The organism is Roseateles sp. P2_H4, from assembly GCF_056403315.1.
The window spans coordinates 1-26852 of sequence record NZ_JBFUFR010000021.1; the positions used below are offsets into that span (position 1 = coordinate 1).

Here is a 26852-nt window from a genome sequence, read left to right on the forward strand (position 1 = left end):
CTCCGGCGGCGGCGGATCGTCCGGCGGGCCGCCCGGCGGCCCCTCGCCCGGCCCGCCACGCGCCGTCACCACGCGCACCGCATCCAGCCATTCACGCAGCGCCGGCCTCAAGTCCTGCGGCAGGCCGCCACGCCGCGCCAGGTCGCGCTCGGCGGCCTCCATCAACCGTGTCAGGTGCTCGCCGTCCTGGGCCTGCAGATAGTCCGAGAAACCGGCACGCAGATTCCAGACGACGAGGCCGGCCACCGCGGCGACGGCCGCCAGCGCGATGGTGATGAGAAGCAGCGACAGCTGATGGACGAGACGCATGCGCGCATCTTGCCGGGCAACTGTGGAGGTGGCCTCCACAGTTTCTCCATGCTGGGCCCACGCTCAGCCGGGATGCTGACGGCATGCCAACAAGGGAGACCGCGATGCCCGCCCTCAGACACTCGATCCCTGCACTGCTGATCTGCCTGCTCGCCGGCTGCGGTGGCGGCGGTGGCGCCACGGCGACCGCCGCGGCCGACGACGCCAGCGCCGATGCGGCCGCCCTGCGGCCGCCCCGACCGCCGGTGCCGGCCCCCGTCCCTGCGCCCGTCCCTGCGCCGACGCTGGCCCAGGTCGGCGACCGACTGTTCGAGGAGACCAGTCTGTCGGCCAGCGGCAAGCTCGCCTGCGCCAGTTGCCACGTCGAAGCCCGCGGCCATGCCGACGCCGCTGGCACTTTCCTGCCACTGGGCGGCGCCGATGGCAGCCACCAGGGCCTGCGCAGTTCCCCCAGCGCGCGTTATCTCGACCAGGCCGGCGCCTTTGGCTTCGACGCCCAGGGCCGGCCGCGCGGCGGCCTGTTCTGGGACGGCCGCGCCAACACCCGCATCGAACAGGCACGCGGCCCGCTCTTCAATGCGGACGAGATGGCCAATGCCGACGTCGCCACGCTGGCGAGCAAGCTGCGCGCCCTGCCCTATGCCGCCGACCTGCGCGCCGCGGCCAATCTGCCGGCGGCGGCCACCGACGACCAGCTCGTCGACGCCGCCATCACGGCCATCGCCCGCTACCAGGCCGACGACGCCAGCTTCCACCCCTTCACCAGCAAGTTCGACGCCGTACAGGACGGCCGCGCCAGCTTCACCGCCCAGGAGCAGCGCGGCCTCAACCTCTTCAACGACCCACAGCGCGGCAACTGCGCCAGCTGCCATGACAGCCGTCCCGCTCAAATCCAGCCAGGCCTGAACCGCGCCCTCTTCACCAACTTCAGCTATCACGCCCTCGGCGTGCCACGCAACCAGAGCCAGGCCACGGCCGACCCGGCTTTCTTCGACCTTGGCCTGTGCGGACCGCAGCGCGGCGACCTCACCGGCCGGCGCGACCTCTGCGGCATGTTCCGCACGCCGACGCTGCGCAACGTCGCTTTGACGGGACCGTACTTCCACAACGCCCGCTTCGCCACGCTCGAAGACGTCGTCGCCTTCTACGCCACCCGCGACATCGATCCCGCGCGCTGGTACCCCACCATCAACGGCCAGGTCCAGCTCTACAACGACCTGCCGGCCGTCTACCGCACCAATGTGCAGCAAGGCGCACCGTTCCGCCGCGCGGGCCAGCCGCCGGCGCTCACGGCCCAGGATGTGAGCGACGTCGTCGCCTTCCTGCGCACGCTCAGCGACGGCTTCACGACAGCACCGGCCGCGCAGTAGCGGGGCTCCGTTCCGCAGAAGAAACTGCTAGAGTTAAGGAGAAGTAACTTGGTTACTTCTCCTATAGCAATTTCTTCTCGGACGACCCGCCATGCCTCCACGAGCCGCCTCCGCCCGCACCGAAGCCGACAAGAACGAACCCCTGGTGGCCGACATCCGGCTGCTCGGGCGCATCCTCGGTGACGTCATCCGCGAGCAGGAGGGCCGCGAGGCCTATGAGCTGGTCGAGCGCATCCGCCAGCTGGCCGTGGCCTATCGTCACAAGCACGACAAGGAGGCTGGCAAGCGCTTCGACAAGCTGCTCAAGGGTCTGTCGGGCGAGCAGGCCGTCAGCGTCATCCGCGCCTTCAGCTATTTCTCGCACCTGGCCAACATCGCCGAGGACCGCCACCACATCCGCCGCCGCGACGTGCATGAGCGCGCCGGCAGCCTGCAGCCCGGCTCGCTGGCCTACTGCCTGGAGCATCTGCACGAGGCCGGCATCCGCCCGAGCGAGATCGCCGAGGTGCTCAAGCGCGGCTTCATCTCGCCGGTGCTGACGGCCCACCCGACCGAAGTGCAGCGCAAGAGCATCCTGGATGCCGAGCGCGCCGTGGCCGGCCTGCTGGAAGCGCGCGACCGTGCAGGCACGGAGCGCGAGCTGCGCGACACCGAGAGCCTGCTGCGCGCCCGCATCACCCAGCTCTGGCAGACGCGCATGCTGCGCTACTCCAAGCTGACGGTGGCCGACGAGATCGAGAACGCGCTGTCCTACTACCAGTCGACCTTCCTGCGCCAGATTCCCAAGCTCTATGCCGAGCTCGAGGAGCATCTGCCCGGCGAACAGCTGCCGAGCTTCCTGCGCATGGGTCACTGGATCGGCGGCGACCGCGACGGCAACCCCAATGTCGGCGCCGCGACGCTGAAGCGCGCCATGCAGCGCCAGGGCGAGGTGGCCCTGCGCCACTACCTGACCGAACTGCATGAGCTGGGTGCCGAGCTGTCCATCTCGCTGCGCCTGACCGGCGTGTCGCCGCAGATGCAGGCCCTGGCCGAGCGCAGCCCCGACCAGAACGCCCACCGCATGGACGAGCCCTACCGGCGTGCGCTAACCGGCATGTATGCCCGCCTGGCGGCCACCCTGCACACGCTGACCGGCACCGAGGCCCTGCGCCATGCCGTCGCGCCCCAGGACCCCTACCGTTCGCCCGAAGAGCTGCTGGCCGACCTGCGCACCATCGAGGCCTCGCTGAAGACCCACCATGCCGAGGCGCTGATCGCGCCGCGCCTGGCACCGCTGATGCGCGCCGTGCAGGTTTTCGGCTTCCACCTCGCGACGATGGACCTGCGCCAGAGCAGCGACCAGCACGAGGCGGTGCTGGCCGAGCTGCTGGCCACGGCCCGCATCGAGAACGACTACTCCGCTCTCGACGAGGCCGCCAAGCGCGAGCTGCTGCTGAAGCTGCTGAACGACGCCCGTCCGCTGCGCGTCATCGGCGCCAGCTACACCGACAAGGCCCAGTTCGAGCTCGCCACCTTCGAGGCCGCCCGCGAGGCCCTGGCCCGCTTCGGCCGCGAGGCGCTGCGCCACTACATCATTTCGCACACCGAGTCGGTCAGCGACCTGCTGGAAGTGGCCCTGCTGCTGAAGGAGACCGGCCTGCTGCGCGGCACGCTGGACGGCTATGCGAGCAGCGACCTCATCATCGTGCCGCTGTTCGAGACCATCGGCGACCTGCGCGTGGCGCCGGACATCATGCGCGAGTTCTACGCCCTGCCCGGCGTGCGCGGCCTGGTGGACCGCTCGGGCGGCGAGCAGGACATCATGCTGGGTTACTCGGACAGCAACAAGGACGGCGGCATGTTCACCTCGTCCTGGGAGCTCTACCGCGCCGAGATCGCGCTGGTCGAGCTGTTCGACGAATTGAAGCGCGTCGGCCCCATCACGCTGCGCCTCTTCCACGGCCGCGGCGGCACCGTCGGCCGTGGCGGTGGCCCGAGCTACCAGGCCATCCTGGCCCAGCCCCCCGGCACCGTGAACGGCCAGATCCGCCTGACCGAACAGGGCGAAGTCATCGCCTCCAAATACGCCCACCCGGAGATCGGCCGGCGCAACCTGGAGACGCTGGTGGCGGCCACGCTGGAGGCCACGCTGCTGCACCCGACGCAGAGCGCCCCCAAGGGCTTTCTGCAGGCGGCCCAGGCGCTGTCTGACGCGAGCTTCGCGGCCTACCGCGGCCTGGTCTATGGCACGCCCGGCTTTGCCGACTACTTCTTCGCCTCCACGCCCATCCGCGAGATCGCCGAGCTCAACATCGGCTCGCGCCCGGCCTCGCGCAAGGCCACGCGCGCCATCGAGGACCTGCGCGCCATCCCCTGGGGCTTCTCCTGGGGCCAGGCCCGCGTGGCCCTGCCGGGCTGGTGTGGCTTCGGCTCCGGCGTCGAGGCCTTCCTCGGCGAAGAGCCGGGCCAGCGCGCCAAGAACCTGGCCCTGCTCAAGCGCATGCTGAAGGGCTGGCCCTTCTTCCGCGCCGTGCTGTCCAACCTCGACATGGTGCTGGCCAAGGCCGACCTGGCACTGGCCGAGCGCTATGTCGAGCTGGTGGAGGACAAGAAGCTGGGCAAGCGCATCTTCGCGGCCATCCGCGAGGAGTTCGAGCGCACCCAGGCGGCACTCAGCCTCATCACCGGCGACGACAAGCGCCTGGCGGCCAACCCGTCGCTGGCGCGCTCCATCGAGCACCGCTTCCCCTACATCGACCCGCTCAACCACCTGCAGGTCGAGCTGATGCGCCGCTACCGCCGCACGCTGGCGGACGACCCGGCCATGGAGCGCGTGCAGCGCGGCATCCACCTGTCCATCAACGGCATCGCCGCGGGCCTGCGCAATACCGGTTAAAGCGCACGCCCTGACCCCATCGCCCGGGTTCCCCCGGCTGCCGCAGCGGCTGCGGTAGCGCAAACAATTGCAGCATGGGGTTCAAGTGGCGTTCCGAGTACAGCCTGCTGCTGCTGTTGCTGCTCAGCGTGGCGGCGATCCGGTTCTCAGACGCGCTGCTGCAGCAGGTGAGGGTCGTCACGCCGGACGCGCCCGTGCGCGTGGAGCCGATGTCCGACCAGCGCAATGGCGGCAACACGGAGGTCAGCCGTGGCCCTGGCAAGGGCGGCTTCGAGCTGCTGTGCACGCTGCATGAGCGCTTCCGCTATCCCTATTGCGGCCTGGCGCTGCGCTTCGACCCCCAGCTCGTCAAGGGCGTCGACCTCAGCGAGGTGCGCCGCATGCGCCTGTGGCTGGACTACGAAGGCCCCGCCAGCACGGTCAAGATCCAGTTGCGCAATGCCAGCCCGGCCTATGGCATCCCGCAGAACCTGGAAGACGCCGCCAAGTACAACCACATCGAGGTCAACGCCGCTTCCATCCAGGGCGGCGTGGTCGAGCTGGACCTGCGCAACTTCGTCGTCGCCAACTGGTGGATGCAGCAGTACCACATCGCACCGCATCTGGGCCGGCCCGAGTTCGACAACGTCATCACGCTGGAGGTGACGACCGGCACCGAAGCACCGATGGGCGACTACCGCTTCGTGCTCAGACGCGTCGAGTACGACGTGCAATCCCTGTCCACCGAGCACTGGTACCTCGTCATCATGAGCATCTGGCTGGGCCTGGCCCTGCTCTATCTGCTGATACGGCTGGTGCGCCTGCAGACGCGCAGCGAAGAGCTGGTGCAGATCGCCACGACCGACGCGCTGACCGGCGCCTTCAACCGCAAGGGGCTGGAGGAGGTGCTGCAGCAGGCCGTGGCCGACTGGCGGGAGCATCACCACCCGCTGGGCCTGGTGCTCATCGACATCGACCACTTCAAGGCCGTCAATGACACCCGTGGCCATCAGGCCGGCGACCGTGTGCTCAGCCGCCTGGCCGAACTCGTGCGCACCCATGTGCGCGGCCAGGACCTGCTGGGCCGCTGGGGCGGCGAGGAATTCCTGCTGGTCTGCCGCGACACCGGCCTGAACCAGGCCCTGGCCATCGCCGAGAAGCTGCGCGCGCTGGTGGCCGAGCAGGACTTCGGCGACGGCCTGAACATCACCGCCAGCTTCGGCGTCGCGGCCATGAACAGCGAGCGCCCGCTGGACCAGCTCTTCGCCGCCGCGGACGCCGCCCTCTACCGCGCCAAGGCCGAGGGCCGCAACCGCGTCATCGCGGAGGGACCCTCGCCCGACTGAGGCGCTAGCGCTGGTAGGCCGCCAGCGTGTCGCCTACGACGCGCACCGTGTCACCCGCGCGGAAGGGCGGCGGGTCGGCATAGACCACCGTGCGCTGCTGGCCGTCGTTCATGCGCACCAGCACCTCGTACTGCGTGCGCTCGTTGTGGCGCTTCTGGATCTCGCGGCCCAGCAAGGCACCGCCCACAGCGCCGGCCACGCCAGCCGCGGTGCGGCCATCGCCCTTGCCGAACTGGCTGCCCACCACCGCGCCCAGCACGCCGCCGGCCACGGTGCCGAGCACGCGGCCGTCACCGTCGACCTGCACGGCATTCACGGACTGCACGGTGGCGCAGTCATAGCAGGCCACGTCGGCGCGGCGGGACGGCACATTCAGGCCCGCATAGGCATTGGGCACGCTGCTGCGCACGGTGCGGTCACCCAGGCGCAACTGGGCGGTCAGGGGGCGCTCGGTATCCACCCAGGCGCCACGCGGCAGCACATAGGTCCCGGCATATTCACCGGGGCGCACTTCCTCGAGGATGATGTTGCGCACCTCACTGCCCTGCAGCAGCACCGAGGCCTGGCCGCCGGGCGTGCCGCGCACCGTGTAGCGCAGCGCCTCGACGCGGCCGCGCTCGCGCACGACGCCGGCCGACTGGATCTCCGGCAGCACGGCCGCCTGCCCGGGCGCTGCCCAACCAACCTGCAGGGCCTCGCCCAGCAGGGCCGTCGCGACACGGTTGTCGCGGCGCAGATTGGCATGCACGCGGGCGTCCGGCCCGATGCGGTCCGAGCGGCTGATGATGTAGCTGCCCTGGTAGCGGCCCGCGCTGGTCTCGTCCAGCCGCACCGTGCGCCGGCTGCCGTCGATCTGCAGCAGTACCGCCGCCCCCGGCGTGCCCCAGACGGTGAAGTTCAGCTCCGCACCCGGCTCCAGGCGATCCACCTGTTCGACGTCGAAACTGGTGACACGCAGCGGTGCGTAGGCCGTGCGGTTGCTGCGCTGCTGCGCCTCGGCGGGTGCGGCCCAGAACGGCGAACCGGCCACCAGCGCACAGGCCAGAGCCGTGGCCGAGATTTGCATCGAGTGCTTCATGCGGCGCTCCTGAATATGAATGAATCCTCAGCCTAGGGGGGCGGAGCATGTTGAAGCGTCGGTTTGCGGCCCGGTCGCTGGTAGGTCGCGGCCTACAGGTCACCCTCATCTGGGTGGCCGCGTGAATCTTCCCCGCCTCGCAGTTGCCCGCACCGCAATGATCCGGCCCGACAGACCGCAGCCCAGCCTGAAACGATTGAAACAAACAGGAGGTGCGCTGCAGTCCGCTTGAAACGCAGGCCCCGGAGGATGGCCGGCACACACCCGAAAGACGCCCATGCCCCACACCGCCACCCCCGTCGTCTGCCTGCACTCCAGCGCCGCCAGCGGCCGCCAATGGCGCCGCCTGGCGGCCGACGGTGGCGACAGCTGGCAATGGCACACCCCCGACCTCTATGGCCACGGCGGCCGTCCCGACTGGCCCGAGCTGATGCCCAGCCAGCTGTCCGTTGAAGCCAACGGCGTGCTGGCCGGCCTGCCCTTCAACGCCTCAGAAGGCTTCCACCTCGTCGGCCACAGCTACGGCGGTGCCGTCGCGCTGCAGATGGCTTTGCAACAACCGCAGCGCGTGCTGTCGCTGACGCTGTACGAACCCGTCGCCTTCGGCGTGCTTCCGGCGCTGGGGCCCAACGAGCCGGAATGGGAAGAGATCCGCGAAGTCGCTGCGGCACTGGGCGACGCCCTGGATCACGGCAACGACTTCGGCGCCGCGCGCGGCTTCTGCGCCTACTGGCAGGGCCGGGACGTCTGGCCGGAGATGGATTTCGCGCAGCACATGCGCCTGGCCGAGGCCATGCCCACCGTGCGCCGCCACTTCGAGGCCCTGTTCGCCGCGCAATGGAGCGACAGCCTGCTGGACCTGCTGCGCATGCCGGTGCAGTTGATCTGCGGCACAGCCACCCGCGCCAGTGCCCGCCGCGTCGCCCAGAGCCTGTCGGTGCGGCTGCCGCTGGTGAAGATGAAAATGCTGGAGGGCGCCGGGCATATGGCGCCGATCGCGGACGCGACGCGGGTCAACGCCCTGATCCTGGAAAGCCTGGCCAGCATGCAGCGCGTGCCGGTGGTCTGAGGTCAGCGCGGGGCTGAGGCCGGCGTGGCTTTCAGATAGGCCCGTATCCAGGCGAGCTCGCCTTCACGGGCCAGCTTCACCATCTGCTGCCCCATCTTGCTGAAGTGGGCACAGGTCGGCTCCGCCATCCAGCGGCTGCCCTCCTCGGTCATGGCCTTGAGCCCGCGCTCCACTTCCTCGCGCGACAGCGCCTGCGGGCTGTGCGGCAGGCCCAGGCGTTCCTCCAGCGCATGCAGGGCACGCGCATCGGTCGACTCCGCAACCATGCCGGGCATGCGACGCGCGACCTGCTCGCAGAGCTGCCGCCGGTTGGCGTCCTTCAGCGCGTCGGCGCGGCAGGGGCGCCCGAGGCTGAGCAGCGATCCGTCGATGAACGCCGCCGCATCGATGCCGATGGCGGAGACCAGGGCCCAGGACTCGCCCGGCGTCGGCTCGCTGCCCACGACGTCGGCCATGACGGCACTCAGGGCGCGCCCATTGGCCGAGAGTCGCGATTTTTGGGCGACCTGATAAAGCGCCTGCGTCACCCCGGCTTCATCGCCCCGCGTGAAGGCGTCATGCAGCCGCAGCAGCGCAGGCCAGGCGTCACCCGGGTCGAGCAGCTCCAGCCTTTCGAGGTTGAGCGCGGCGCAGGCGCTCGGCAAGGGGCCGGGCGCCGCCATCTCGGGCATCTCGAAGCCGCTGGCGGCCGACGCCGCCATGCGCGCCCGCTGCTGCACGGCGACCGGGTAGTAGGCCCGGTAGGCGCCATCCTTGCGGCAAGCCCTCAGCGCGAGACGGTAAGTCCGGACGTCGTCGGTCGACGCCGCCAGCTGGGCCGCCACCTGGGCGTCACCCCGCATCGCGGCAGCCGCCACCCGCTGCCTCGGCGAGCCAGCGTCGAGCCGCTTCAACATGTCCGGCAGCCCTTGTTCGCTCAGCCGGCTGAACTCGCGCGACCACGCCGGTTCCGGCTGGCCCTCACCGGGCTCCAGCTCGCTGCGCCGGACTTGCCCCACGCCGCAGACCTCGATGAATTCCTTGGCTGCATCGACCTTGGGCGGGCGCGACGCCGCACCGACCATGGCTCGTGCCGGTGCCGAGGCCTGACCGGGCTGCGCCGGGGATGCGACTGCGAAAGCCCCGACAGCAGGTGCCGACGCCGGCGCCGCCACGGCGCCCTGCTCCGGCCGCCTCGCCTGCCAGCCCAGCAGGCCCACCGCCATGGCCACCAGCAGCAAACTCAAGCCCACCCAGCGCCAGCCTTTGCTCAAGGCGGCGTCCTCATCGCAGCGGCTCCCGACCGCAGATCCAGCTCCCAGAAGCGCAGATCGGCGGTCTCCTCCAGCATGCGCACGCGCTCGGCGTCGCTGAGCGCTGCGCTTTCGCCCGAACGGGTCAGCGCGATGGCCTCGCAGAGGCGCGCCCGCGTTGGCCGCGCCTTCACCCCGGCCCGCAGCACCGGCTGCAGCTCCTGCAACCGCGGTCCCCAGACGGCGCGGCGCTGCGGCAGCAAATCATGAGCGGGTCGGGCAAGGACCAGGGCGACCAGCCTTTCGGTGGCGCCACCGTCGGCCCAGAGCAGTTCCGCCACGGCCTCGCAGCGCTCGGCCGTGGTGGTGTCAGTCACACCACGGCAACTGCCGGCCAGCGCACGGAGATTGAGCACACCCCAGGGCTGGCGCAGCTCCAGCCCGCTCGGCGGCAATTCGCTCAGCAGCGCCGCGGCCTCCTGCTGGTAGTTGCGCGAATAGCGCACATGCCTGGCGATTTCATCCAGCAGATAGCGCCCGTCCGCCACTCCCTTGGCCGGCAGGGTCAGCCAGGCCAGCAGGTTTTCCGGCTCCAGCCGCGACCACTGCGAGGCTTCGATATTGCGGCAGCCCGGCTGCAGGCAGGGCATGTGCAGGGCCATCACCGTCAGCATCGGGTCGGTGGAGGAGCGGGCGCGGTCCTGCAGGCGGGCACGCGCCGCGCTGGCCTGTGCGGTCCCCGCGGCAGCGAGCAGATAGTCGGCCAGGGCCAGGGAGCGCTCGTCGCGGCGCGCCTGCAAGAGGGCGACTGCGGCCGGCGCGGGCTTGGCCTGCGCCTGGGCGGGCAGCTGCGCGCAGCGTTCAGCCAGCTGGGCGCCGCTGCTGGCCGCCGCCAGCACCACGCCCAGTGGCCACCAGCGCAGCAGCCGCAGCGCGCCTCGCATCAACTCTTCTGCCCCGCCAAGGCTTCCCGCACGGCCGCCACCTGGCGGCGCGACACGGCCAGCCATTCGTCGACATGGACGATGCGCACCGCCCAGCTGTCGGCCACCTCGGCGGACTCGGCCCCGTCCAGCTCGCCGAAGGAGGTCGGTGCGTGGCGTTCGAGTTCGCGCACGGCCCAGCGGGCCACCAGCGCATTGCGGTGCACGCGCAGGAAGCGCTCGCCGAAGCGTTGTTCAAGGTCGGACAGGGCCCCGTCCATCACATGGCTATCGCTCGCGGTGCGAAGCGTCAGGTATTTCAGCTCGGCCTTGAAATACAGCACCTCCGCGATCGGCACGCGCAGCAGGCGGCCCCGGTCGGTCAGCGTGACGAAGTCGGCCGTGTCGGGCGCGCTGGGTGTCTCCAGGGGTTGCTGGGCCTGGGCCGCACCGCGCTCGGCCATGCGCTGGGCGGCACGGGCCAGGGCCGCCTGCAGGCGCTCGCGGCGCACGGGCTTGGTCAGGTAGTCGAGGGCGTCGAGTTCGAAGGCACGCAGCGCATGCACGGCGTGTGCCGTCACGAAGATGATCAGTGGCGCCGGCAGGCCGGGCTGGTCGGCCTGGCGCTGGGCCAGGCTGTCGGCGAGCTGCAGGCCGTCGGCGCCGGGCATCTGCACATCCAGCAGCACGATGTCGCAGCCGTGATCGCGCAGCCAGGTCGCCGCCTGGGAGCCGGTGGCGGCCTCGGCGACGACCTCGCAGCGCGGCTCCGGGATGGCATCGACCAGGCCACGCAGACGCAGCCGGGCCAGGGGTTCGTCGTCGACGAGAAGGACGCGCAGGGCTGTGGTCATAGGGGCACGAGGATATGCAGCGCGAACCGCTTCTCGCTGGATTCGATGTCGAAGCGCGCCGCGACATCGTGCATCAGCTTCAGACGCTGGCGCACATTGCGCAGGGCCAGACCATGGCCGGCGACGCGGGCCGGCGCACCGACGGTGTTGACGATGCGGATCTCCACCTCGGCGCCGCGGCGCAGCGTGCTCACCTCCAGCTCGCCGCCCTCGTCATTGGGCTCGACGCCATGGCGCACGGCGTTCTCGACCAGCGGCTGCAGCAGCAGCGGCGGCACGCGGACATCGTTCGCCTCGGGGTCCAGATGCCAGACGATGCGCAGGCGCTTGCCGAAGCGGATCTGCTCGATGGCCAGATAGCGGCGCGCCAGCTCGACCTCCTCGGCCAGCGTGACCGAGGCGCTGGCATCGGCCAGGGCGACGCGAAAGAGCTCGGCCAGGTCCTCCAGCACGCTTTCGGCGCGCGCCGGGTCGATCTGCACCAGGGCGATGGCACTGTTCAGGGTGTTGAACAGGAAGTGGGGGCGGATGCGCGACTGCAGTTCGACGAGCTGGGCCAGGGCGTCCGCCGGGCGCTGGGTGTGCTCGCGCAGCTTGAGCCAGGCCAGCAGCAGGGCCGCACCGCTGGCACCGCAGGCGGCAACGCTGGCAATGCGCCAGGTGGTGGCCGGTTCCTCGCTCGTCAGGCTCAGCAGGCCAAAGCCCGCCAGCGCGCTGACAACACCCAGCAGCATCAGCGACACCCACTGCACCGGCTCGGGCAGGCGCGGCCACAGGCGCTTGGCCGCGCAGACGATGAGCAGCCAGGACAGCACGGCGAACATGGTCACCACCGTCCCGTTGGCCGTCAGCGTCAGCCACTGCGTGGCGTCGCGCGCGACGACGGCCACGCCAAGGGCCAGCAGCAGCTGCACGCCGAGCACGGCGCGCAGCACGAGGCCGACATGGCAGACGTCAAAGGCGCGCGTCGGGTCCAGCAGCGGCGCCTTGTTGAGTTCGGGCAGTTCCGGCAGTTCAGTGGCCGCGAAGCCCAGCCACTGGCTGAGCTGCATGGACTCGTGCCAGACGCTGTGGTGCGCTGGTGCGCGGCGCTTGAAGAAGGGCATGGCGTTATGAATTAGACGCTTCAAACTGCGGGCCGAGCGCCGGGCCGCTCCCTAGCCGGCCCGCCTTGGGCGATGTGCTTGCGGCTCAATGCCGCAAGCATCGTCGTCCCCTCGGGGGACCGGCCAAGGTACTCCTTGGACGAGGGGCTCGATAATCCCGGGCTGCGCGTGCATTTTGCGCGCTGATTTCCACCGCCGGCCCCATGTCAGACAACCAACTCGCCAACAAATCCCAAGCCTGGTCCGCTCTCTTCTCCGAACCGATGAGCGACCTGGTCAAGCGCTACACGGCCAGCGTCGGCTTCGACCAGCGCCTGTGGCGCGCCGACATCACGGGCAGCCTGGCCCATGCCGAGATGCTGACCGCCCAGGGCATCCTGAGCACCGAGGACCACGGCGCCATCGAACGCGGCCTGAACGAGATCGCCACCGAGATCGAGGCCGGCCAGTTCGAGTGGAAGCTGGACCTGGAGGACGTGCACCTCAACATCGAGGCCCGCCTGACCGAGCGCGTCGGCATCGCCGGCAAGCGCCTGCACACCGGCCGCAGCCGCAACGACCAGGTCGCCACCGACGTGCGGCTGTGGCTGCGCGGCGAGATCGACGAGATCGTCGGGCTGCTGGTCGCCCTGCAGCGCGTCATGGTCGAGAAGGCCGGCGCGCATGCCGACGTCATCCTGCCGGGCTTCACCCACCTGCAGGTGGCCCAGCCGGTCAGCTTCGGCCACCACCTGCTGGCCTATGTCGAGATGTTCGCCCGCGATGCCGAGCGCATGGCCGACACCCGCAGCCGCGTCAACCGCCTGCCGCTGGGCGCCGCGGCCCTGGCCGGCACCAGCTACCCGCTGGACCGCGAACGCGTGGCCAGGACCCTGGGCATGGAAGGCGTGTGCCAGAACAGCCTGGACGCCGTCAGCGACCGCGATTTCGCCATCGAGTTCACGGCGGCGGCTTCGCTGGTGATGCTGCACATCTCGCGGCTGTCCGAGGAACTGATCCTGTGGATGAGCCAGAACTTCGGCTTCATCGCCCTGCCCGATGCCTTCTGCACCGGCTCGTCGATCATGCCGCAGAAGAAGAACCCCGACGTGCCCGAACTGGCGCGCGGCAAGACCGGCCGTGTCGTCGGCCATCTCGTCGGCCTCGTCACGCTGATGAAGGGCCAGCCGCTGGCCTACAACAAGGACAACCAGGAGGACAAGGAACCCTTGTTCGACACGGTCGACACCTTGAAGGACACGCTGCGCATCTTTGCCGACATGCTGGCCGGCCTGACGGCCAAGCCCGAAGCCATGCGCGCCGCGGCGCTGAAGGGCCATGCGACGGCGACCGACCTGGCCGACTACCTCGTCAAGAAGGGCGTGGCTTTCCGCGATGCCCACGAGGTCGTGGCCCATGCGGTGAAGACGGCAACGGCCAAGGGCGTGGACCTGGCCGCGCTGACGCTCGACGAGCTGAAGGCCTTCGATGCCCGCATCGAGGCCGATGTGTTCGACGTGCTGTCGCTGGAAGGCTCGCTGAACGCGCGCAATGTGCTGGGTGGCACGGCGCCGGCCCAGGTGCGCGCCCAGGTCGCCCGCCATCGGACGCGCTTGGCATGAGCACGCTGGCATGGAGCGACAAGCTGGTGCTGAACCAGCCGACGCTGGACACGACCCACGAAGAGTTCGTCGGACTGCTGAATGATTTCGGCGCAGCCTTGGACGGCGGCGTGGACGCCCTGCCCGCCTACCAGGCGCTGCTCGCCCACACCGAAGCCCATTTCGCGATGGAAGAGGACTGGATGGCGCGCTGCGGCTTCGAGGCGCAGAACTGCCACGCCAGCCAGCACGCCATGGTGCTGAACGTGATGCGCGAAGCGCTGCGCTATGCCAACGAGCTGAACGACCGCGAGCCGCTGAACATCCTGCGCACCGAGCTGGCGGGGTGGTTCCCGCAGCACGCCGAGATGATGGACGCGGCCCTGGTCTTCACGATGGAGCAGCGCGGCTTCGACCCGGTGACGGGTGAATGCCGTGAGACGGCGACTGAAGCCGCCGCGAGCCACAGCTGTGGCTCGGGCGGTGGCTGCGCCTGATTACTTCTTCAGGTAGTCGAAGAAAGCCTGCGAGTTGGACTCGCGGCCTAGGAAGTCCTTGACCAGCTCAGGCGCGGGCTTCTGCGCGCCCTGGCCCAGCACGAGGTCGCGATAGCGCTTGCCGACGTCCGGGCTCAGCTTGTCGGCCGAAAACGCGGTGCGCAGGTCCATGGCGACGACGAGGCTCCACAGATAGCCGTAGTAGCCCGCGCCATAGCCGCCGGCGATGTGGGCGAAGCCGGCCGGGAACATCGTGCCGGGCACATGGCCCAGCGGCGTGGCGCCTTCCATCTTGGCCCACAGCGGCATCGGCTCGGGCCTAGGCTGCTGGTGCAGCGTGATGTCATAGCTGGCATACAGATGCTGGCGGCCGAACTGGCCACCCTTGCCGTAATGCTTGGCGGCCTGGGCCTGGTCCACCATCGCGTCCGGCACCGGCTTGCACGTCGGGCAGACCTCCTGCATCAGCTTGAGCACCTTCTTGTCATAGACCCAGTCCTCCAGCATCTGCGACGGTGCCTCGACGAAGTCGTGCATGACCGACGTACCGGCGGTGGCCGCATAGCGGGTGTTGGACAGGTCCACGTGCACCGCATGGCCCAACTCGTGCAGCAGGGTCTCGACCTCGTCCAGCGTCAGGCCGTTGCGGTCGAAGTTGACGACCAGGGCCGCCACCGGCGTGCGGTGAATGCGCGTGGCGCTTCCGCGCAGCGGCCAGACCGCGGCGTGGTTGTACTTGCCGTCGCGCGGATAGAGGTCCACATACAGCTGCGAGATGGGCTTGCCGCTGGCGGCATCGCTGACGACATAGGTCTGGGCTTCGTCATGCCAGAGCTTGTTGGCGATGCGCGTGTACTTCACGCCCATCAACTTCTCGATGATGTGCATCGAGAATTCCAGGCTGGCCTGGGGCGGGAAGTAGGGGCGGAAGGCGTTCTGGTCGACGCTGAACTTCTGCAGCTTGACGCGCTCGCTGTAGAAGGTGGCGTCCCAGCGCTCGACCTTGGTCTGCTCCAGCGGCGTGCCGAGATGCTTGGCCTTGTCGGCGCGCAGCTCCTGCAACTCGGTGGCCTCGCGCGCATTGACGGCACCGGTCACCGAGTCAAGGAAGCGGGTCGCGGTCGCACCGTCCTTGGCCATCTGGCGGCGCAGGTTGAAGTCGACATAGTTGTCGAAGCCGAACAGCTTGGCGTATTCGCCGCGCAGCGTGACGATCTGGGCCAGCAGGTCGAGGTTGGACTGGCCGCCCTCGTTGGTCTTGGCCAGCCACATGCGCTGGCGCGCCTCGCCGCTCTCGGCGCTGCGCATGACGGGCACATAGCTCGGGTAGTCCACGCCGAGCAGGATGCGGCCCTGGTCGTCGCGCTTGGCCTTTTCCCACACGCTGGCGGGCACGCCCTTGAGCTCGGCCTCGGTGAAGGCCACGCGGGTACCGGCGTCGCGGATGGTCTTGTTGAACTGCTGGTCGAGCTCGGTCAGCTTGTCCAGGATCTGCTTGGCACGCTCACGCTTGGCCGCGGGCAGTGCCACGCCGCTGTCCTCGAACTGGCCCGAGGCCAGGCGCACCAGCTCGGCGTCGATGCCGTCCTTCTTGGGCGCCTTCTGCAAAGCGCGGTAGACCTTCTCGTTCTGGCCCAGGCTGGAGCCGAAATCGGCCCAGCGCAGCGAGCAGGCCTGGGCGGCGTCGCGCACGGCCTTGGTTGGGTGCACGTTGAGGACGAAGTCATTGGGGCCCTGGTTGTCCTCGAGGTAGACGGTCAGGTCGTCATAGGCCGCCAGCCAGCCGGCATCGACCTTGCGCTTCTCAAGCTGCGCCACGCGCTGCTTGGCGCCCTTGAGGCCGGTGTCGCAGCGGTTCTGCACGTCGGCAACGCTGCCAAAGGTCGGGAAATTAGGGGCCGGCAGCTTGGGTTGAGCGTGCGCGGTGGCGATCAGCGCCAATGCGGCGAGCGTGGTCAGGACGGGTTTCATCGCGTCTCCTTGTGGGAAGGGCGCGATTCTCTTTGCCTGCGCGGCCTCAGCCGTTGGGCACTCCCCTATTTCTGGAGCAGGGTTTTTACCTGTGCGAGCGCCGTGGGGTCGTCCAAGGTCGTCAGGTCGCCCGGGTCCCGCCCTTCGGCGACAGCCTGCAGCGCGCGGCGCAGCAGCTTGCCGGAGCGGGTCTTGGGCAACAGCGTCACGAAGTGCACGCGCGCCGGCCGCGCCACCGCACCCAGTTGGCTGTCGACATGCTTCATGACCTCGCCTTCCAGGGCCAGCGTTGCCTGGCCCGGGTCGCGCAGCACGGCAAAGGCGATGGCGACCTGGCCCTTGAGCTGATCGGCCACGCCGACGACGGCGACCTCGGCGATCGCCGCATGGCCGGAGATGCATTCCTCTATTTCTCGAGTGCCCAGCCTGTGGCCGGCGACGTTGATGACGTCGTCGGTGCGGCCGAGGATGAAGGTGTAGCCGTCGGCGTCGCGTGTGGCCCAGTCGAAGGTCGAATAGACCTGCTGATCCGGCACGCTGCCCCAGTAGGTGTTGACGAAGCGTTCGTCATCGCGCCAGACCGTCTGCAAAGTACCCGGCGGCAGCGGGTGCGCGATGACGAGAACACCCTTCTGGTCAGGACCCTCCAACGTCGCGCCCGTGGCCTCGTCCAGCAGCTTGACGTCATAGCCATACATGGCCACGCCGGGCGATCCCAGCCGCGTCGGCACGGCCTCGACACCGGGGATGTGGTGGGCCACGGTCAGCAGCGGCCAGCCGGTCTCGGTCTGCCAGTAGTTGTCGATGATGGGCACGCCCAAGGCCTCGGCAATCCAACTTGCGGTGGGTTCGTCCAGCGGTTCGCCGGCGAGGAAGAGCGCGCGCAAGGACGACAGGTCGTGGCGCTTCAACAGCGCAGCGTCATGTTTCTTCAGCACGCGCACCGCCGTGGGGGCGCTGAACATCACCGTCACCTGGTACTTCTCGACCAGGCTCCACAGCACGGCGGCGTCCGGGTTGACCGGCGTGCCCTCGTACATCAGCGTCGCCATGCCGTGGATGAGCGGGCCATAGACGATATAGCTGTGACCCACGACCCAACCGATGTCGCTGGTGGAGAAATAGGTCTCGCCGGGCTTGCCGCCGAAGATCCAGTCCATGCTGGCCGCCAGCGCCACCGCATAGCCGCCGACGTCGCGCTGCACGCCCTTCGGTCTTCCCGTCGTACCGCTGGTGTACAGCGTGTAGCTCGGCGTGTTGGACTCCAGCCAGGCGCAGGGCACACGCTCGCCCCAGTGCTGACGGCGCAGTTCGGCGTAGTCCAGGTCACGCCCCGCCATGCGCTCGAAGGGCACGAGGCCGCGGTCCACCATCAGCACGCTGGCTGGCTTGTGCGCGGACAACTGGATCGCTTCGTCCAGCAGCGGCTTGTAGGCGATGCGCTTGCCGGCGCGGCTGCCGGCATCGGCGCTGACGATGAGCTTCGGCGTCGCGTCCTCGATGCGGCTGGCCAGGCTCACCGACGCAAAGCCACCGAAGACGACCGAGTGGATGGCACCGATGCGCGCGCAGGCCAGCATCGCGAACGCGGCCTCGGGAATCATGGGCATATAGATCAGCACACGGTCGCCCTGCCCCACGCCTTGCGCCACCAGCATCGCGGCCATCGCCTCTACTTCCACCTGCAACTCGGCAAAGCTGAAGACCAGTTCCTGCCCCACCTCGGTGGACACCCAGATTAGCGCGCGGTCCTCGGGCCGCGTGGCCGCGTGGCGGTCCACCGCGTTGTGGCAGAGGTTGGTCGTGCCACCGACGAACCAGCGAGCGAAAGGCGGCTTGCTCGCATCGCAGATCTGCTGCGGCGGCGTCTGCCAATCGATGCGCTTGGCCTGCTCGCCCCAGAAAGCGTCTCTCTCGGTCAGCGAGCGTTGGTGGAATTCGGCATAGGACTTGGTCATGGGCTGAGTGTGAATCCGCAGCACTGACGACAATCTGACCTTTCGCAACACCTTGGCGTGATGAATTTCAGGGTTTTTACGGGGTTCGTCGTCGGCCAAGCCGGGGTTTGCCCTGAAAATCGCCCGCTTTACGTCCGCTTCGATTGACGGTGCCGGGGTGCCCCCCCTAACCTCCGCGCCGCTGTCCCACTCCGCTATCGCGACCGCCTGCGGTCCGCCCCGGTTTCTCTCTCGCGAATGCCCCTGGTTTTCTCCACCGCTCTGCTGAGTCGCATTGCTGCCGCTGGCCTGCTGGTCATCGGTTGCGCTGCCGCGCATGCGCAGGGCGTGGCCCAGGCCGCGACGTTGACGCCGCCGCCGGGCACCATGACGGGCGCCTATGGCCAGAGTCTGCAACAGCAGCAGGCCGCGGCGGACAAGGCCACCGCACAACCGGCAGCCGCCACCAAGCCCGCTACGGCCCAAGACGCCGTCAGCCGCTTCCTCAGCGAACGCGGCCTGCTGGCCAGCGCCGAACATGGCGGGTCATCTCGCTTGCTGGCCAGCGTGCGCGACACCGCGTCGGACCTGGTGCTGTCGGCCATGAACTTCCTCGGCGTGCGCTACACGCGGGGCGGCAATTCGGTCGAGAACGGTTTTGACTGCAGCGGCTTCACCCGCCACATCTTCGAGATGAGCGTGGGCCTGGTGCTGCCGCGGCGTGCCGACGAGCAGGCCAAGGACAGCAGCCTGCTGCCCATAGTCCAGAGCGAACTCAAGCCCGGCGACCTGGTGTTCTTCAACACGATGAAGCGCACCTTCAGCCACGTGGGCATCTACGTTGGCGAAGGCAAGTTCATCCATGCCCCCCGCACCGGCAGCGCCGTGCGCGTGGAGGACATGCGCGACTCCTACTGGGCCAAGCGCTTCACGGGCGCGCGCCGCGCGGACCTGAAGGCCGCGGCGGCCGAAGGCCCGGTCACGCGCTGATTCAGGCGTTCTCGCGCCAGGACTGCGCGAGCAGCTCCTTGACCCAGGCCGGCCTGGCCTTCGCGAGCAGCAGCTTCACGCCACAGCGTTTGGCGCCCCAGAACAGCGGCTCGACGACACCGGCCTCGCGCGCAATCCACGCATCCCGCGCCGCGTCGTCCTTGATGAGGACGCGCAGCTCGGCACCGTCCGGCGTCATCGTCGCGAAGATCCTGCCCTTGGCGCCGGGCAAGCGGAAAGACGTCAGCTCGTGATGCGGCTTCTCGACCGCGCCTGGCAGGCCCAAGGCAAGTGCTCGGGCCTGATCAGCGTTCATCCGGCGATGCGTTTGGCAACCAGCGTCAGGATCTCGTAGCTCGCGCAAAGCTCGTCGCGCTGGTTGGTCACGGCCACGTCCCAGCCGATGACGCCCTGGGCGGGCTGGTCGTCACGCGGCGGACGGTCGATCTTGCGCTTGGCGGTCAGGCGCGCCTGGATGGTGTCGCCAATGGCGACCGGCGTGACGAAGCGCAGGTTCTCCAGGCCGTAGTTGGCCAGCACCGGGCCCGGTGCCGGGCTGACGAAGAGGCCCGCCGCCGCCGACAGCACGAAGTAGCCATGGGCGATGCGCTTGCCGAAGGGCGATTCCTTGGCCGCGACCTCGTCGAAGTGCATATAGAAGTAGTCGCCCGACAGGCCGCCAAAGGCCACGATGTCGGCCTCGCCCACCGTGCGGCGGTGCGTCAGCAGGCTCATGCCGACTTCGACGTCCTCGAAGTAGCGACGGAAGGGGTGGATGTCGCTCTCGGTGACGGTGCCACCGCGCTGGTACTCGCCGGTGACGGCGCTCATCATCGTCGGCGAGCCCTGCACCGCGCAGCGCTGCAGATAGTGCTTCACCGCGCGCAAGCCGCCCAGTTCCTCACCGCCGCCCGCGCGGCCGGGGCCGCCATGCTTGAGCTTAGGGAGGGGCGAGCCGTGGCCTGTGTTCTCCAGTGCGGCTTCGCGGTCCAGCACCAGCATGCGGCCATGCCAGGCTGCAAAGGTCGGCACGGCTTGCGCAGCAAGCGCGGGCGTCTTGGTGCAGATGGTGCCGACGAGACTGCCACGGCCCATCGTTGCCAGGTGCAGGGCCTCTTCAAAATCACCGTAGGGCAGCAGCGTCGTCACCGGGCCAAAGGCTTCGAGGTGATGGGCGTCGCTCGATGACGAGTCGCGCGCCAGCAGCAGTGTCGGCGCGAAGAAGGCGCCTTCGCCGACGCCCTCGCCCTTGGGCGCAAAGCCGTCACGCGCGCTCAGCAGCAGTTCGCAGTTCTGGGCCAGTTGGGCCACACGTTCGCTGACGTCGGCCTGCTGGGCCTTGCTCGCCAGCGCCCCCATGCGCACGCCTTCGACGGCGGGGTCACCCACCACCGTCTTGGACAGGCGCGCCTTCAGCGCCGTCGCGACGGCATCGACGAGCTTGGCAGGCACGATGGTGCGGCGGATGGCCGTGCACTTCTGGCCGGCCTTGGCCGTCATCTCGCGCGCCACCTCCTTGATGAAGAGGTCGAACTCCGGGTCATCCGGTGTCACATCGGGCGCGAGGATGGCGCAGTTCAGGCTGTCGGCCTCGGCGTTGAAGGGGATGCTCTTCTTCAGCAGATTGGGGTGGGCCTTCAGCATCAGCGCTGTGTCGGCGCTGCCGGTGAAGGTGACCACGTCGGCTTCATCGAGGCGCTCGAACAGGTCGCCCGTGCCGCCAATGATGAGCTGCAGCGCGCCGACCGGAACCAGGCCCGACTCGACGATGAGGCGCACGCAGGCCTCGGCGACATAGCTGGTCGCCGTCGCGGGCTTCTGCAGGCAGGGCATGCCGGCCAGGAAGCTGGGCGCGAACTTCTCCAACATGCCCCACATCGGGAAGTTGAAGGCATTGATGTGCAGGGCCACACCTCGCTTCGGGACCATCACATGGCTGCCGATGAAGTGGTTGTTGGGGCCCAGGCGCATGGGCGGGCCCTCGTGCAGCACATTGCTGCTCGGCAGGTCCTTGCCGCCGATGGAGGCGTAGGCGAACAAGGTACCGATGCCGCCTTCGATGTCGATCCAGGAGTCGCTGCGCGTCGCGCCCGTGTGGGCGCTGATCGCGTAGAGCTCTTCCTTGCGCTCCATCAGATAGGCGGCCAGCGCCTTCAGCACGCGGGCGCGGTCCTGGAAGTGGGTGCGCAGCAGCGACGGCAGCGCCGTGCCGCGCGCGAAGGCCATGGCTTCGGCGAAGTCCAGGCCCTCTTCATGCGTGTGAGCGACGACGCGACCATTGATCGCGCTCGTCAGCGGCTTGGCGGCCTTGGCGCCGACCCAGCGCCCGGCGATGTAACTCTGCAGCGTGCTCACTTCAGCAGCACCCATTGGCCGTCCTTGATCTGGACCATCACGCGGGCGCGCTGGTCCAGGCCCAGGTGGTCACCCGAGGACATGTTGTAGACGCCATGCGCGCCGGCCAGGTTCTTGACGTTCTCCAGCGCATCGCGCAGGGCTGCGCGGAAGGCGGGCGTGCCCGGCTGGGCCTTCTTCAGTGCCTCCGGGGCAGCGGCAGCGAGCAGCAGGCCGGCATCCCAGGCGTGGCCGCCGAAGGTGGACACGCTGCCCTTGCCGTTGGCCGCTTCGTACTTGGCGATGTAGTCCTGCGCGCTCTTCTTCACCGGGTGGTCGGCCGGTAGCTGGGCCGCGACCAGCACCGGGCCGGCCGGCAGCAGCGTGCCTTCCACGTCCTTGCCGCCGACGCGCAGGAAGTCGTTGTTGGCGATGCCGTGGGTCTGGTAGATCTTGCCGGCGTAGCCACGCTCCTTCAGCGCCTTCTGCGGCAGCGCGGCGGGCGTGCCCGAACCGGCGATCAGGATGGCGTCGGGCTTGGCCGCGACGAGCTTGAGCACCTGGCCGGTGACGGAGGTGTCCGTGCGGTTGTAGCGTTCGCTGGCGACGATGTTGAGCTTCTTGGTTGCGGCGATCTTGTTGAACTCGCCCCACCAGCCCTCGCCATAGGCGTCGGCAAAGCCGATGAAGCCGGCCGTCTTGATGCCGTTGTCCACCATGTGGGTCACGATGGCCAGGGCCATCATGATGTCGTTCTGCGGCGTCTTGAAGACCCAGCGCTTCTTGGCGTCCAGCGGCTCGACGATGCGGGCCGAGGCGGCCATGGAGATCATGGGCGTGCCGGCTTCCGACACCGCGTCGATCATCGCCAGCGAGTTGGGCGTGACGGTGGAGCCGATGACGATGTCGACCTTGCTGTCGGTGATGAGCTTGCGCGTGTTGGCGACGGCCGTCGTCGTGTCGGAGGCGTCGTCCAGCACGATGTAGTTGACCTTCTGGCCGCCAATCGTCTGCGGCATCAGCGCGAAGGTGTTCTTCTCCGGAATCCCGAGCGAAGCGGCCGGGCCGGTGGCCGACAGTGTGACGCCGACATTGATGTCGGCCTGGGCCGCCAGGCTCAGCGTGGCGGCCAGGGCCAGGGCGAGTTGCTTGAATGGCTTCATGGGGTCGTCTCCTCGGGATGTCATCGGGGTTATGGGATGAAGGCGGGCTGGCGCAGTTGCACGGCGCCCAGACCGCCAAAGAACAGATCGCTGACCAGGGCCGCGAGCGCCTCGTGCGACAACTCGCCGTCGGGACGCAGCCACGTGAAAGTCCAGTTGATCATGCCAAAAAGCAGCATGGTCAGCGGCTTGTGCAGATTGGCCTCGCGCAACTCCGGCCGCACCAGGCTGACAGCCGCCGCAAATTCGCTCACGACGCGGCGCTCCACGTCCAGCAGGCGCTCGCGCTCGGCATCGGCCAGGAACTTGATCTCGCTGGTCAGCACGCGGTGCTGGGCCTGGGCATCGGCATAGGAGCGCGTGAAGCGCTCGATGAGGGCGCGCAGTTGCGCATCGGGCGGCAATTGCTGGGCCTTGATCTCCTCGACCAGGGCCAGCAGCGCATGCACATGGTTGTCGCAGATCTGCGCGAGCAGCTCCTGCTTGTCCTGGAAGTAGTGGTACAGCGTCGGCTTGGCCACGCCACAGGCCTCGGCGACCTGGTTCATGGACGTGGCGCTGAAGCCCTGCTCGGCAAACAGGCGGGCGGCGGCGGCGAGGATGTCCTCGCGCTGGGCTTCAAAACCGGGGGCTCTTTTTCTGGCCATCAGCGTTCGTCGAAAGAGATCACGACCCGCTCCGTCAAGGGATGGGCCTGGCAGCTGAGGATGAAGCCCGCGGCAACCTCGGCCTTGTCCAGCGCGAAGTTCTTGTCCATGCGCACCTCGCCCTCGATGAGCTTGCAGCGGCAGGTAGAGCAGACGCCACTCTTGCAGGAGAAGGGCACGTCCATGCCTTCGCGCGCGGCGGCGTCGAGCAAGCTGGGGTCGGTGGAGTGGAACTCTATTTCTCGAGACAGGCCGTCGCGGATGACGGTGACGCGGGCCTGGGGCGCATCGCCCGGCTTGACCTCGTGGGGCACGGGTTTGCCGGACAGCGTCTCCGGCGTGCCGAAGCGCTCGATGTGAATGCGCTCGGCCGGGATGCCCGAGCCGAGCAGCGCGGCCTCGGCCTGGTCATTCATCTCGAACGGGCCGCAGATGAAGACCTCGTCCACGCTGCCCGCCGGCACCGGGCCAGCCAGGAAGGCGCTGAGCTTGCCGGCATCGAGTCGACCGCCGTACAGCGGCGCGTCGACCACCTCGCGGCTGAAGACCAGGTGCAGCGACAGCCGCGTCATGAAGCGGTTCTTCAGGTCTTCGAGTTCTTCCTTGAACATCGTCGACGCGGTGCGGCGGTTCGAATAGATCAGCGTCGCGCGGGCCGTCGGCTCGCGCTCCAGCAGCGCGGTCAGGATGGCGATGATGGGCGTGATGCCCGAGCCGCCGGCGATGAAAAGCACATGGCGGCTTTCGCCGGCTTGGGACAGCACGAAGCGGCCCTGAGGCGGATAGGACTCGATGACGTCGCCGGCCTTGAGCTGCTCATGCACCCAGGTCGAGAAGGCGCCGCCATCGACGCGGCGGATGCCGACCTGCAGGCGGTGATCCGAGCAGATGGAATAGCTGCGACGCAGCTCCTGGCCGCCGACGCTGGCGCGCAGTGTCAGGTACTGGCCGGGCTCGAAACCGAAGCCGTCGGCGGGCGCCTCGAAGCCGACGACCATGGCGTCATCGGTGTCGCGCTCGACGGAGGTCACGCGCAGGGGGTGGAAGTGGAGTGCCATCTCAGATCGGCTTGAAGTATTCGAAAGGTTCCAGGCACTCGATGCAGCGCCACGTGGACTTGCAGGCGGTGGAGCCGAAGCGGGAGAGTTGTTCGGTGCGGCCGCTGTCGCAACGCGGGCAGCGCAGCCGCGGCACGATGCGGATCGCCTGCTCGCCACTGCACTGTGGGGGCACGATGCCGTATTGCTGCAACTTCTCGCGGCCCTCGGGCGTGATCCAGTCGGTGCTCCAGGCCGGCGCACGCTGCATCGTCACGGTCACGTCGCCGAACTCGGCAAGCGCCGCACGCACGTCGTCGGCGATCAGCTCGGTGGCCGGGCAACCGCTGTAGGTCGGCGTCAGCACCACCTCGACGCCCGACGCCGTCTCGCGCAGCTCGCGCACGATGCCCAGCTCCACCAGGCTGACCGCCGGGATCTCGGGGTCGGGCACGGCATTGAGCTTGGCGCGCGCGGCGGTGAGATTCATCACCAGACTCCGCCGGGGTAGCTGCGCTGCAAGTGCTGCATCGTCCCCAGCATGTGGCCCATGTGCTCGCTGTGGATGCCGTCGATGCCGCGCGGCTGCATGGCACTTTCGCGCGGCAGCGTCAACGTGGCTTCCGCCATCAGCGTGGCCCAGCGGGCGCGCCATCCGGGCTCCAGCTCGTTCCATGCGGGGCCGACGCCATCGACGCCATCAGCCGCGAACAGCTCGTTGAAATAGGGCCACAGCAGGTTGAGCGCGGCCTGCATGCGCGCCTGCGACTCGACCGTGCCGTCGCCCAGGCGCACGACCCAGTCGCCGGAGTGCTGGCGGTGGTAGCGCACTTCCTTGATCGACTTGGCAGCGATGCCCGCCAGCTCGGTGTCGAGGCTGGTCTGCAGGCGCTCGTACAGCAGCTCCAGCCAGATCGCCACGGCCGTGTTGCGCAGCACGGTCAGCGCAAAGTCGCGCCCGCCGCCGCCATCGCTCGGGCTGGCCGCCGCATTGGGCAGTTCGACGAGGATGATGTTGCGGTAGTCGCGCTCCTCGCGCAGGAAGGCGAGCTGGTCTTCATCGCGGCCGGCGCCTTCGAGCTGACCGGCGTAGGTCAGCAGCGCACGCGCCTGGCCCAGCAAGTCCAGCGCGATATTGGGCAGGGCCAGGTCTTCCTCCAGCACCGGCGCGTGGCCGGCCCATTCGGACAGCCGCTGGCTGTGGATGAGGCAGGTGTCCGCCAAGCGGAGCACGTAGGTGAGCTTGGCGTCCATCACATGTGGTTCAGTTCGTCCGGCAGTTCATAGAACGTCGGATGGCGGTAGACCTTGTCGTCGGCCGGGTCGAACAGGCTGCCCTTCTCGGTCGGGTCGCTGGCGACGATCTGCTCGGAGCGCACGACCCAGATGCTGGTGCCTTCCTGGCGGCGCGTGTAGACGTCGCGCGCCATCTGGATGGCCATGGCCGAGTCGGGCGCATGCAGGCTGCCGCAATGCTTGTGGTCCAGGCCCGCCTTGTTGCGGACAAACACTTCCCACAGCGGCCATTCGTTTTTCGGATTGCTCATCACGCTGCCTCTTGTTTAACGGCTTGCTTGCGGGCATGCGCCAGTGCGGCGTCGCGCACCCAGGCGCCGTCGTCCCAGGCCTTGTTGCGGGCGGCCAGGCGCTCGCGGTTGCAGGGGCCTTCGCCGCCGACGACGCGCCAGAACTCGGCCCAGTCGATCTCGCCGAAGTCATACGCGTCGCGTTCGGCATTCCACTTCAGCGCCGGGTCCGGCACGGTCACGCCGAGGATGTCGGCCTGCGGAATCGTCGCGTCGACGAACTTCTGGCGCAGCTGGTCGTTGGTGACGCGCTTGATGCCCCAGCGCATGCTCTGCTCGGAGTTGGGCGAGTCCTTGTCCGCCGGGCCGAACATCATCAGCGACGGCCACCACCAGCGGTTCACAGCGTCCTGCACCATGGCCTTCTGCGCGGCGTTGCCGTGGGTCATCATGGTCAGCAGGCTCTCATAGCCCTGGCGCTGGTGGAAGCTTTCCTCGCGGCAGACGCGGATCATGGCCCGTGCATACGGCGCATACGAGCACCTGCACAGCGGCACCTGGTTCATGATGGCCGCGCCATCCACCAGCCAGCCGATGACGCCGATGTCGGCCCAGGTCAGCGTGGGGTAGTTGAAGATGGAGCTGTACTTGGCCTTGCCCGACAGCAGCGCCTCGGTCATCTCGTCGCGGCTGGTGCCCAGGGTCTCGGCGGCGGCGTAGAGATAGAGCCCGTGGCCGCCCTCGTCCTGCACCTTGGCGAGAAGAATCGCCTTGCGCTTGAGTGTGGGCGCGCGCGTGATCCAGTTGCCCTCGGGCAGCATGCCGACGATCTCGCTGTGTGCATGCTGGCTGATCTGGCGCACCAGCGTCTTGCGGTAGTGGTCGGGCATCCAGTCCTTGGCCTCGATGAACTCACCGGCGGCTATGCGGGCTTCGAAAGCTTCCTCGCGGGCCAGGTCCTCAGCGGACTTCACCACTTTCACCTTGGCCTCGCGGGCCATCAGGTCCATCGCTTGCGTGTACATC

At 68.7% G+C, this 26852-nt stretch carries 24 protein-coding genes; 7 read left to right on the forward strand and 17 right to left on the reverse strand.

Annotated elements, in window-relative coordinates:
* The coding region (locus AC1DW3_RS16545) for a hypothetical protein (protein ID WP_477932817.1) at positions 1-309 on the reverse strand (309 nt) is incomplete at its 3' end.
* A gap of 104 nt (positions 310-413) precedes the next feature.
* Here AC1DW3_RS16545 and AC1DW3_RS16550 point away from each other — a divergent pair.
* From AC1DW3_RS16550 to AC1DW3_RS16560, 3 genes are all read left to right on the forward strand, one after another.
* On the forward strand, positions 414-1679 hold the full coding sequence (locus AC1DW3_RS16550; RefSeq protein ID WP_477932818.1) for a cytochrome-c peroxidase: 1266 nt from the start codon (positions 414-416) through the stop codon (positions 1677-1679).
* Positions 1680-1770: 91 nt separating this feature from the next.
* Positions 1771-4557: a phosphoenolpyruvate carboxylase gene (gene ppc / locus AC1DW3_RS16555; RefSeq protein WP_477932820.1), complete on the forward strand. Its 2787-nt coding sequence runs from the start codon at positions 1771-1773 to the stop codon at positions 4555-4557.
* A gap of 74 nt (positions 4558-4631) precedes the next feature.
* The gene (locus tag AC1DW3_RS16560; RefSeq protein ID WP_477932822.1) at positions 4632-5882 is read left to right on the forward strand and encodes a GGDEF domain-containing protein; all 1251 of its coding nucleotides are present in this window, start codon (positions 4632-4634) and stop codon (positions 5880-5882) included.
* Between the two features lie 4 nt (positions 5883-5886).
* On the opposite strand, the gene AC1DW3_RS16565 is transcribed toward AC1DW3_RS16560, so the two are convergent.
* Entirely contained in the window at positions 5887-6960 is a 1074-nt protein-coding gene (locus AC1DW3_RS16565; protein WP_477932824.1) for an outer membrane lipoprotein, read from the reverse strand.
* A 277-nt stretch (positions 6961-7237) separates the two neighbouring features.
* Between AC1DW3_RS16565 and AC1DW3_RS16570 the strand changes: the two genes are divergently transcribed.
* Positions 7238-8029 (forward strand): alpha/beta fold hydrolase, encoded by a 792-nt coding sequence (locus AC1DW3_RS16570; RefSeq protein WP_477932826.1) that lies wholly within the window; start codon positions 7238-7240, stop codon positions 8027-8029.
* Between the two features lie 2 nt (positions 8030-8031).
* Here the strand turns inward: AC1DW3_RS16570 and AC1DW3_RS16575 are convergent, their stop codons facing one another.
* The 4 genes from AC1DW3_RS16575 to AC1DW3_RS16590 are packed head-to-tail and all read right to left on the reverse strand — an operon-like array spanning position 8032 to position 12144.
* Positions 8032-9282, reverse strand: a complete 1251-nt coding sequence (locus AC1DW3_RS16575; protein WP_477932828.1) for a hypothetical protein — start codon at positions 9280-9282, stop codon at positions 8032-8034.
* Positions 9279-10205, reverse strand: a complete 927-nt coding sequence (locus tag AC1DW3_RS16580) for a hypothetical protein (protein ID WP_477932830.1) — start codon at positions 10203-10205, stop codon at positions 9279-9281. Before AC1DW3_RS16580 ends, AC1DW3_RS16575 begins: the two co-directional genes overlap by 4 nt.
* Positions 10205-11038 carry a LytR/AlgR family response regulator transcription factor gene (locus AC1DW3_RS16585; RefSeq protein ID WP_477932832.1) on the reverse strand — a complete coding sequence of 278 codons (834 nt, stop codon included), beginning with the start codon at positions 11036-11038 and terminating at the stop codon, positions 10205-10207. The genes AC1DW3_RS16580 and AC1DW3_RS16585 overlap by 1 nt, the downstream gene beginning before the upstream one ends.
* On the reverse strand, positions 11035-12144 hold the full coding sequence (locus tag AC1DW3_RS16590) for a sensor histidine kinase (protein WP_477932834.1): 1110 nt from the start codon (positions 12142-12144) through the stop codon (positions 11035-11037). Before AC1DW3_RS16590 ends, AC1DW3_RS16585 begins: the two co-directional genes overlap by 4 nt.
* 203 nt (positions 12145-12347) lie before the next feature.
* On the opposite strand from AC1DW3_RS16590, the gene argH reads away from it, so the two are divergent.
* Positions 12348-13745 (forward strand): argininosuccinate lyase, encoded by a 1398-nt coding sequence (argH, locus tag AC1DW3_RS16595; protein ID WP_477932836.1) that lies wholly within the window; start codon positions 12348-12350, stop codon positions 13743-13745.
* Complete coding sequence (locus AC1DW3_RS16600; RefSeq protein WP_477932838.1) at positions 13742-14221, forward strand: hemerythrin domain-containing protein; 480 nt, start codon at positions 13742-13744, stop codon at positions 14219-14221. The genes argH and AC1DW3_RS16600 overlap by 4 nt, the downstream gene beginning before the upstream one ends.
* On the opposite strand, the gene AC1DW3_RS16605 is transcribed toward AC1DW3_RS16600, so the two are convergent.
* Both AC1DW3_RS16605 and AC1DW3_RS16610 read right to left on the reverse strand, forming a co-directional pair.
* On the reverse strand, positions 14222-16192 hold the full coding sequence (locus AC1DW3_RS16605; protein ID WP_477932840.1) for a M3 family metallopeptidase: 1971 nt from the start codon (positions 16190-16192) through the stop codon (positions 14222-14224).
* Between the two features lie 65 nt (positions 16193-16257).
* Complete coding sequence (locus tag AC1DW3_RS16610) at positions 16258-18150, reverse strand: propionate--CoA ligase (RefSeq protein WP_477932842.1); 1893 nt, start codon at positions 18148-18150, stop codon at positions 16258-16260.
* Positions 18151-18387: 237 nt separating this feature from the next.
* On the opposite strand from AC1DW3_RS16610, the gene AC1DW3_RS16615 reads away from it, so the two are divergent.
* On the forward strand, positions 18388-19119 hold the full coding sequence (locus AC1DW3_RS16615; protein WP_477932844.1) for a C40 family peptidase: 732 nt from the start codon (positions 18388-18390) through the stop codon (positions 19117-19119).
* 1 nt (position 19120) lies between these two features.
* Here the strand turns inward: AC1DW3_RS16615 and AC1DW3_RS16620 are convergent, their stop codons facing one another.
* From AC1DW3_RS16620 to paaA, 9 genes are read right to left on the reverse strand one after another with little or no spacing between them, the layout of a single operon-like run.
* A complete protein-coding gene (locus AC1DW3_RS16620) occupies positions 19121-19435 on the reverse strand; it encodes an MmcQ/YjbR family DNA-binding protein (RefSeq protein ID WP_477932846.1) in 315 nt (104 codons plus the stop codon).
* Positions 19432-21489: a phenylacetic acid degradation bifunctional protein PaaZ gene (gene paaZ / locus AC1DW3_RS16625; protein WP_477932848.1), complete on the reverse strand. Its 2058-nt coding sequence runs from the start codon at positions 21487-21489 to the stop codon at positions 19432-19434. The genes AC1DW3_RS16620 and paaZ overlap by 4 nt, the downstream gene beginning before the upstream one ends.
* A complete protein-coding gene (locus AC1DW3_RS16630; protein ID WP_477932850.1) occupies positions 21471-22616 on the reverse strand; it encodes an ABC transporter substrate-binding protein in 1146 nt (381 codons plus the stop codon). Before AC1DW3_RS16630 ends, paaZ begins: the two co-directional genes overlap by 19 nt.
* A 29-nt stretch (positions 22617-22645) precedes the next feature.
* A complete protein-coding gene (locus AC1DW3_RS16635; RefSeq protein ID WP_477932852.1) occupies positions 22646-23263 on the reverse strand; it encodes a TetR/AcrR family transcriptional regulator in 618 nt (205 codons plus the stop codon).
* On the reverse strand, positions 23263-24321 hold the full coding sequence (paaE, locus tag AC1DW3_RS16640) for a 1,2-phenylacetyl-CoA epoxidase subunit PaaE (protein WP_477932854.1): 1059 nt from the start codon (positions 24319-24321) through the stop codon (positions 23263-23265). The genes AC1DW3_RS16635 and paaE overlap by 1 nt, the downstream gene beginning before the upstream one ends.
* A gap of 1 nt (position 24322) precedes the next feature.
* On the reverse strand, positions 24323-24790 hold the full coding sequence (gene paaD, locus AC1DW3_RS16645; protein ID WP_477932856.1) for a 1,2-phenylacetyl-CoA epoxidase subunit PaaD: 468 nt from the start codon (positions 24788-24790) through the stop codon (positions 24323-24325).
* On the reverse strand, positions 24790-25554 hold the full coding sequence (gene paaC / locus AC1DW3_RS16650) for a 1,2-phenylacetyl-CoA epoxidase subunit PaaC (protein WP_477932858.1): 765 nt from the start codon (positions 25552-25554) through the stop codon (positions 24790-24792). Before paaC ends, paaD begins: the two co-directional genes overlap by 1 nt.
* The gene (gene paaB / locus AC1DW3_RS16655; RefSeq protein WP_119042409.1) at positions 25554-25847 is read right to left on the reverse strand and encodes a 1,2-phenylacetyl-CoA epoxidase subunit PaaB; all 294 of its coding nucleotides are present in this window, start codon (positions 25845-25847) and stop codon (positions 25554-25556) included. The genes paaC and paaB overlap by 1 nt, the downstream gene beginning before the upstream one ends.
* Positions 25847-26851 carry a 1,2-phenylacetyl-CoA epoxidase subunit PaaA gene (gene paaA, locus AC1DW3_RS16660; protein ID WP_477932860.1) on the reverse strand — a complete coding sequence of 335 codons (1005 nt, stop codon included), beginning with the start codon at positions 26849-26851 and terminating at the stop codon, positions 25847-25849. The genes paaB and paaA overlap by 1 nt, the downstream gene beginning before the upstream one ends.
* Position 26852: the final 1 nt, after the last annotated feature.

Bases quoted from the DNA above. Each gene is read 5' to 3' on its own strand.
- AC1DW3_RS16550 (WP_477932818.1), top strand. From the start codon at position 414: ATGCCCGCCCTCAGACACTCGATCCCTGCACTGCTGATCTGCCTGCTC.
- ppc (WP_477932820.1), top strand. From the start codon at position 1,771: ATGCCTCCACGAGCCGCCTCCGCCCGCACCGAAGCCGACAAGAACGAA.
- AC1DW3_RS16560 (WP_477932822.1), top strand. From the start codon at position 4,632: ATGGGGTTCAAGTGGCGTTCCGAGTACAGCCTGCTGCTGCTGTTGCTG.
- AC1DW3_RS16565 (WP_477932824.1), bottom strand. From the start codon at position 6,960: ATGAAGCACTCGATGCAAATCTCGGCCACGGCTCTGGCCTGTGCGCTG.
- AC1DW3_RS16570 (WP_477932826.1), top strand. From the start codon at position 7,238: ATGCCCCACACCGCCACCCCCGTCGTCTGCCTGCACTCCAGCGCCGCC.
- AC1DW3_RS16580 (WP_477932830.1), bottom strand. From the start codon at position 10,205: ATGCGAGGCGCGCTGCGGCTGCTGCGCTGGTGGCCACTGGGCGTGGTG.
- AC1DW3_RS16585 (WP_477932832.1), bottom strand. From the start codon at position 11,038: ATGACCACAGCCCTGCGCGTCCTTCTCGTCGACGACGAACCCCTGGCC.
- AC1DW3_RS16590 (WP_477932834.1), bottom strand. From the start codon at position 12,144: ATGCCCTTCTTCAAGCGCCGCGCACCAGCGCACCACAGCGTCTGGCAC.
- argH (WP_477932836.1), top strand. From the start codon at position 12,348: ATGTCAGACAACCAACTCGCCAACAAATCCCAAGCCTGGTCCGCTCTC.
- AC1DW3_RS16600 (WP_477932838.1), top strand. From the start codon at position 13,742: ATGAGCACGCTGGCATGGAGCGACAAGCTGGTGCTGAACCAGCCGACG.
- AC1DW3_RS16605 (WP_477932840.1), bottom strand. From the start codon at position 16,192: ATGAAACCCGTCCTGACCACGCTCGCCGCATTGGCGCTGATCGCCACC.
- AC1DW3_RS16610 (WP_477932842.1), bottom strand. From the start codon at position 18,150: ATGACCAAGTCCTATGCCGAATTCCACCAACGCTCGCTGACCGAGAGA.
- AC1DW3_RS16615 (WP_477932844.1), top strand. From the start codon at position 18,388: ATGCCCCTGGTTTTCTCCACCGCTCTGCTGAGTCGCATTGCTGCCGCT.
- AC1DW3_RS16620 (WP_477932846.1), bottom strand. From the start codon at position 19,435: ATGAACGCTGATCAGGCCCGAGCACTTGCCTTGGGCCTGCCAGGCGCG.
- paaZ (WP_477932848.1), bottom strand. From the start codon at position 21,489: ATGGGTGCTGCTGAAGTGAGCACGCTGCAGAGTTACATCGCCGGGCGC.
- AC1DW3_RS16630 (WP_477932850.1), bottom strand. From the start codon at position 22,616: ATGAAGCCATTCAAGCAACTCGCCCTGGCCCTGGCCGCCACGCTGAGC.
- AC1DW3_RS16635 (WP_477932852.1), bottom strand. From the start codon at position 23,263: ATGGCCAGAAAAAGAGCCCCCGGTTTTGAAGCCCAGCGCGAGGACATC.
- paaE (WP_477932854.1), bottom strand. From the start codon at position 24,321: ATGGCACTCCACTTCCACCCCCTGCGCGTGACCTCCGTCGAGCGCGAC.
- paaD (WP_477932856.1), bottom strand. From the start codon at position 24,790: ATGAATCTCACCGCCGCGCGCGCCAAGCTCAATGCCGTGCCCGACCCC.
- paaC (WP_477932858.1), bottom strand. From the start codon at position 25,554: ATGGACGCCAAGCTCACCTACGTGCTCCGCTTGGCGGACACCTGCCTC.
- paaB (WP_119042409.1), bottom strand. From the start codon at position 25,847: ATGAGCAATCCGAAAAACGAATGGCCGCTGTGGGAAGTGTTTGTCCGC.
- paaA (WP_477932860.1), bottom strand. From the start codon at position 26,851: ATGTACACGCAAGCGATGGACCTGATGGCCCGCGAGGCCAAGGTGAAA.